The organism is Sphingomonas sp. (assembly GCF_019746015.1).
Classification (GTDB): Bacteria; Pseudomonadota; Alphaproteobacteria; order Sphingomonadales; family Sphingomonadaceae; genus Sphingomonas.
Genome location: NZ_JAIESM010000037.1, coordinates 1 through 5,821 on the forward strand (window position 1 = coordinate 1; position 5,821 = coordinate 5,821).

Annotated in this window: 5 protein-coding genes; 3 read left to right on the forward strand and 2 right to left on the reverse strand. The window is 66.2% G+C overall.

What is annotated here, in order from left to right; all coding sequences use genetic code 11:
• Nucleotides 1–116 precede the first annotated feature (116 nt).
• Nucleotides 117–1,289, reverse strand: a complete 1,173-nt coding sequence (rnd, locus tag K2Y03_RS06295; RefSeq protein ID WP_294089258.1) for a ribonuclease D — start codon at nt 1,287–1,289, stop codon at nt 117–119.
• Between the two features lie 111 nt (nt 1,290–1,400).
• Here rnd and aspS point away from each other — a divergent pair, with 111 nt between their 5' ends.
• Genes aspS through K2Y03_RS06310 form a run of 3 tightly spaced genes read left to right on the forward strand, consistent with a single transcriptional unit; the run spans nt 1,401 to nt 5,394 of the window.
• Nucleotides 1,401–3,191, forward strand: coding sequence for an aspartate--tRNA ligase (aspS, locus tag K2Y03_RS06300; protein WP_294089260.1), 1,791 nt, complete (start codon nt 1,401–1,403; stop codon nt 3,189–3,191).
• 35 nt (nt 3,192–3,226) lie between these two features.
• Nucleotides 3,227–4,624 (forward strand): APC family permease, encoded by a 1,398-nt coding sequence (locus K2Y03_RS06305; protein ID WP_294089263.1) that lies wholly within the window; start codon nt 3,227–3,229, stop codon nt 4,622–4,624.
• Nucleotides 4,621–5,394: a polyphosphate kinase gene (locus K2Y03_RS06310; RefSeq protein ID WP_294089265.1), complete on the forward strand. Its 774-nt coding sequence runs from the start codon at nt 4,621–4,623 to the stop codon at nt 5,392–5,394. The genes K2Y03_RS06305 and K2Y03_RS06310 overlap by 4 nt, the downstream gene beginning before the upstream one ends.
• A gap of 118 nt (nt 5,395–5,512) precedes the next feature.
• On the opposite strand, the gene ruvX is transcribed toward K2Y03_RS06310, so the two are convergent.
• Nucleotides 5,513–5,821: Holliday junction resolvase RuvX (gene ruvX, locus K2Y03_RS06315; RefSeq protein WP_294089266.1), on the reverse strand; the 309-nt coding region annotated here is incomplete at its 5' end.

Here is a 5,821-nt window from a genome sequence, read left to right on the forward strand (position 1 = left end):
GTGTAGCTCAGTCGGTTAGAGCGCCGGCCTGTCACGCCGGAGGTCGCGGGTTCGAGCCCCGTCACTCGCGCCATTTTTTCGTCGGTGTCGGGCGCCAATGCGTCCGCTTCAGCAGGCTATTGCTCGTCGGCCCGCGTCATCTTCAGCTTGCCGTTCTTCACCGCAAAGCCCAACCGTCCCTCGACCAGCGCCAGCGCGTCGCGGCCGAACTGTTCGAATCGCCAGCCCTGCAGAATCGGCAGCCCGTCGCGCTGCCCGGCGGCAAGCGCTTCCAGCTCGTCGGAGCGGGCCAGCAGCTTGGGGGCAACATCGATATCGCGGGCGCGAATCTTCAGCAGCAGCTTCAGCAGGTCGGCGACCAGTGCGCCATCCTTGCCCAAGCCGGGCTTCTTGTCATCGCGCGCGGGCATTTCCGCCGCCGACAAGGGTTTTGCCCCGTCCAGCGCCGCAATCAGCCGCGCGCCGATCTCATTGCCCGCCCAGCCGGCCGACAGTCCGCGCACCTTGGCCAAGTCCGCCTGTTTGCGCGGGGGGGAAAGGGCCAGGTCGGCCAGCGTCTCGTCTTTCACGATGCGGCCGCGCGGCAGGTCCTTGTTCTGCGCCTCGATCTCGCGCCAGCGTGCCAGCGCCTTAAGGCGGCCAAGCACCTCCGGCTTGCGACCCTGAATGCGGACACGTTGCCAGGCAAGCTCGGGGTCGTTCCGGTAGTTTTCAGTATCTGCGATACGCTCCATTTCCTGGTCCAGCCAGGCGCCGCGCCCCGTTTTGCGCAGCTTGTCGAGCATCTTGGGGAAGATCGCGGCCAGGTGTGTCACATCGCCGATCGCATAGTCGATCTGCCGTGCATCGAGCGGCCGGCGGCTCCAGTCGGTAAAGCGCGCGCCCTTGTCGACCGCGATGCCCAGATAGGTTTCGACGAGGTTCGAATAGCCGATCTGCTCGCCCAGCCCCAGCGCCATCGCCGCCACCTGCGTGTCGAACAGCGGGTGCGGGGTGCGCCCGGTCATGTTGTAGATGATCTCGATGTCCTGCCCGCCGGCATGGAACACCTTCAGCACGTCTTCATTGTCGACCAGCAGGTCGAGCAGCGGCCCCAGGTCAAGGTCGGGCGCCTTGGGGTCGATGGCGGCGGCTTCGTTATCGTCGGCGATCTGGATCAGGCACAGCTCCGGCCAATAGCTGTTCTCGCGCATGAACTCGGTATCGACCGTGATATAGGCCGATTGCGACAGGCGGTGGCAAAGATTGGCAAGACTTGCGGAATCGGTGATCAGATCGTGAATGTGCATAGGCTTCGGTATCACCCACCGCGCCTGCTATCCAGACCCGCGCGCCCCGCATGTGGCACCCGCCGCGCGGCCATGCTTGACAAGTGCGGGCTGAACGCCTGTTAGGCCGCCATGCACATCTATCGCACGCACAATTGCGCCGAGCTGCGCGACACCCATGTTGGCGAGACCGTCCGCCTGTCCGGCTGGGTCCACAAGAAGCGCGACCATGGCGACCTGGTCTTCATCGACCTGCGCGACCATTTCGGCATCACCCAGATCGTTACCGAAGTCGACGGCCCGGCCTTTGCCGTGATCGAGGGGCTGCGCAGCGAATGCGTCGTCACCGTCACCGGCAAGGTCACCGCGCGCGCCGCCGAGGCGGTGAATCCGAACCTGGCCACCGGCATGATCGAGGTGCGCGCGGTCGAGGCCGTCGTCCAGTCCGCCGCGCAGGAACTGCCCATGCCGGTTGCGGGCGAGGCCGATTATCCCGAGGATATCCGCCTGCGTTATCGCTTCCTCGACCTGCGGCGCGAGCGGCTGCACGCCAATATCGTGCTGCGCTCGCACGTCATCTCCTCGCTGCGCCAGCGGATGATCGGGCAGGGCTTCACCGAGTTCCAGACGCCGATCCTTACCGCGAGCAGCCCGGAAGGCGCGCGCGACTATCTGGTGCCCAGCCGTGTGCATCCCGGCAAATTCTATGCGCTGCCGCAGGCGCCGCAGATGTTCAAGCAGCTGCTGATGGTGGCCGGGTTCGACCGCTATTTCCAGATCGCGCCGTGCTTCCGCGACGAGGATGCCCGGGCCGACCGCTCGCCGGGCGAATTCTATCAGCTCGACTTCGAAATGAGCTTCGTGACGCAGGACGATGTGTTCGCCGCGATCGAGCCCGTGCTGCACGGCCTGTTCGAGGAATTTGCCGACTGGCAGGGCAAGGGCCGCACCGTCAGCCCGCTGCCCTTCCGCCGCATTCCCTATCGCGAGGCGATGCTGCGCTATGGCAGCGACAAGCCCGACCTGCGCAACCCCATACTGATCAGCGATGTGAGCGCGCATTTCCGCGGGTCGGGCTTTGGCCTGTTCGATCGCATTGTCGACGGCGGCGGCGTGGTGCGCGCAATTCCGGCGCCGAACACCGCCGACAAGAGCCGCAAATTCTTCGACGAGATGAACGACTGGGCGCGCAGCGAGGGCCATGCCGGGCTGGGCTACATCACCCAGAAGGGCGGCGAACTGGGCGGCCCCATCGCCAAGAACCATGGCGAGGAGGCGACCCGTGCGCTGATCGCGGCGCTGGGCCTGGGGCCGGACGATGGCATCTTCTTTGCCGCCGGCAAGGAAGTGCAGGCGGCCAAGCTCGCCGGTGCTGCCCGCACCCGCATTGGCCAGGAACTCGGCCTGATCGACCCCAAGCGGTTTGAATTCTGCTGGATCGTCGACTTCCCGATGTTCGAATATGACGAGGACGCCAAGAAGATCGACTTCAGCCACAACCCGTTCAGCATGCCGCAGGGCGAGCTGGAAGCGCTGGAGACCGAGGACCCGCTCGACATTCTGGCCTATCAGTATGACATCGTCTGCAACGGGGTGGAGCTGTCATCGGGCGCAATCCGCAACCATCGCCCGGAAATCATGTACAAGGCGTTCGAGATTGCCGGTTATACGCGCGAGCAGGTCGACACCAATTTCGCCGGCATGATCAACGCGTTCAAATATGGCGCGCCGCCGCATGGCGGCTCGGCCCCGGGCATCGACCGGATGGTGATGCTGCTCGCCGACGAGCCCAATATCCGCGAGGTGATCGTCTTCCCGATGAACCAGAAGGCGGAAGACCTGATGATGGGGGCGCCATCATTTGTTAGCCTTAAGCAGTTGCGTGAACTTAATATCCGTACCGTAGAAGCCGCAAAGTCGTAGCGCCGGCCTTTTGCCGGGGTTTGGGGGCAACCGAGTTGGTAAACGGGCAACAGCCGGACACTGGCCTGAAGCGCAGCCTGGGGGTGGTGGGCGTTCTGCTCCTCACCCTTTCGGTGGCGACGCCGGTATCCTCGCTGTTCGTCATCGTGCCCGGGTTGCTGCGCGCGTCCGGCACCGGCGCGCTCTGGGCATTGGCGCTGGCCAGCCTGGTCTGCGTCGCCACCGCCTATGTCTATGCCGAGCTGTCGTCGCGCTGGCCGGTGGCGGGGGGCGAATATGTCTTCGTCGCGCGCACGCTGGGGCCGATGCCGGGCTTTGTGATGCTGGGCGTCAACGTGTTCAACAACCTGCTGTTTCCGCCGATTGCCGGGCTGGGGCTGGCCGCTGTCCTGTCGGTCATCTGGCCGGGGCTGCCGGTGGTGCCGCTGGCGCTGGCGGTGGTGGCGGGGGCAACGCTGGTCGCGCTGCTCGACATCAAGCTCAACGCCTGGATCACCGGCAGCTTTCTGCTGATCGAGCTGCTGGCGGCGGTGCTGATCGTGTGGTTCGGCTTTGGCCATGCGGTGCGCCCGTTCGGCGAGATGCTGGCGAGCCCGGTGATGCTTGACCCAAGCGGGGAGGGGCTGTTGCCTACCAGTGCCGCGTCGCTGGGGGTGGGAACCTCGATCGCCATCTATGCGCTGAACGGCTATGGCTGCGCGGTCTATTTCGGCGAAGAAATGCACGACGCGCCGCGCAATATCGGCCGCGCAATCATGTGGGCGGCGGTGCTGACCATTTTGATTGAGGCGGTGCCGATTGCCGCCCTGCTGGTCGGCGCGCCAGACCTGATGAGCGCGTTCGAAAGCGAGGACCCGTTTGCGCAGCTGGTGCAGCTGCACGGCGGGCAGATGGCGGCGGACTGGCTGGCGGTGGGCGTGGCGATTGCCATCGTCAACGCGGTGATCGTCTGCATCCTGGCCACCGCGCGCTTCTTCTATGGCACCGCGCGAGACCGCTGCTGGGGCCGGCCGCTCGATGAGATGCTGACCGCCATCCATCCGCGCTTCGGCTCGCCCTGGATCGGCACGCTGATCGTGGGCGCCGTGGGGGCGGTGTGCTGCTTCGCGCCGATCGACGTGCTGCTGGTGATGAGCGGCACCGGGCTGATCGCCATCTATGCCGGCATTGCGCTGGCCGCGATTGCCGGCCGGGCGAGCGGGGAGACGGCGGCGGCGCCGTTCAAGATGCCGCTGTTCCCGCTGGCGCCGGTGCTGACGCTGACGGCGCTTGGCTATGTGCTGTGGCTCAACTGGCTCGATCCGGGCGAGGGGCGCACCGGCCTGTTGATGACGGGTGCGCAGATTCTGCTCTCCGCCGCTTATTACCGGCTGGTGCTGCGCCCGCGTGGCAACTGGCAGGTGCATGCGCCATCGACGGCGGCGGCGGGATGATCCACCTCGGCGATTTCGAGGCGGGCACGCCCTATCGCGGCGATTATGAGAAGGATCTGGCCGCGCTGCAGAAGCGGCTCGCTCATCTGCAGGTGGCCTGCCTGTGCCATGGCCGCCGCGCCGTGATCGCGTTCGAGGGGTGGGATGCATCGGGCAAGGGCGGCGTCATCAAGCGGCTGACCGCCGAATGGGATCCGCGCTATTTCGAGGTGCATCCGATCGCGGCACCCAGCGCCGAGGAACGCGCGCGGCATTTTCTGTGGCGCTTCTGGACGCGGCTGCCCGCCGACCAGCACATCGCGGTGTTCGACCGCAGCTGGTATGGCCGGGTGCTGGTGGAGCGGGTGGAAGGCTTTGCGGCCGAGGCCGACTGGCGCCGCGGCTATGACGAGATCAACGAGTTCGAGGCGCAACAGGCCGATAGCGGCACCGCGATCATCAAGCTGTTCCTCCACATCACCCAGGAAGAGCAGGACCGGCGTTTGAAAGAGCGTCTCGAAGATCCCTGGAAACGTTGGAAAACCGGGCTGGACGATTATCGCAACCGCGCCCGCCGCGCCGATTATCTGGACGCGATGCACGACATGTTCCGCCGCACCGATACGCGCTGGGCGCCGTGGACGGTGATCGACGCGAACGACAAGGAGTCCGCACGCATCGCCGCGCTGCAGGCGATCGTCGACCGGCTGGAGGCGCATGTGCCGCTCGAGCCGCCCCCGCTCGACCCGGCGCTGGAAAAGGTAGCCAAGGCCGCGCTCGGCCTCGATTAGGGGACAGCTTGCCCCATCCGTTCGTCCCGAGCGCAGTCGAGGGACGCAATGCCAGCCGCTGTGCCAGACCCACGTGTCTCGACTTCGCTCGACACCAACGGTGTTTGTGGGCCGGCAGTTACCCCAAGGTCAGCGCATCGATCGCCCCTTGCAGGATGTAGCTGGCGGCCAGCCGGTCGACCCGCTCCGCCCGCTTGGCGCGGCTCAGATCCTCGGCGATCATCTGCCGCTCCACCGCTTGGGTTGACCAGCGTTCGTCCCACAGCAGGATGGGCAGCGCCAGATCGGCGAGATTGCGGGCAAAGGCGCGGGTGGACTGGGTGCGCGGGCTGTCGGTGCCGTCCAGGTTGAGCGGCAGGCCGATCACCAGCCCGGCCACCTGCTGCTCCGCCGCCAGCGCCGCCAGTGCCGCCTTGTCCGCCATGAA

Coding starts and splice junctions, on each gene's coding strand:
- rnd (WP_294089258.1), bottom strand. CDS start 1,289: ATGCACATTCACGATCTGATCACCGATTCCGCAAGTCTTGCCAATCTT.
- aspS (WP_294089260.1), top strand. CDS start 1,401: ATGCACATCTATCGCACGCACAATTGCGCCGAGCTGCGCGACACCCAT.
- K2Y03_RS06310 (WP_294089265.1), top strand. CDS start 4,621: ATGATCCACCTCGGCGATTTCGAGGCGGGCACGCCCTATCGCGGCGAT.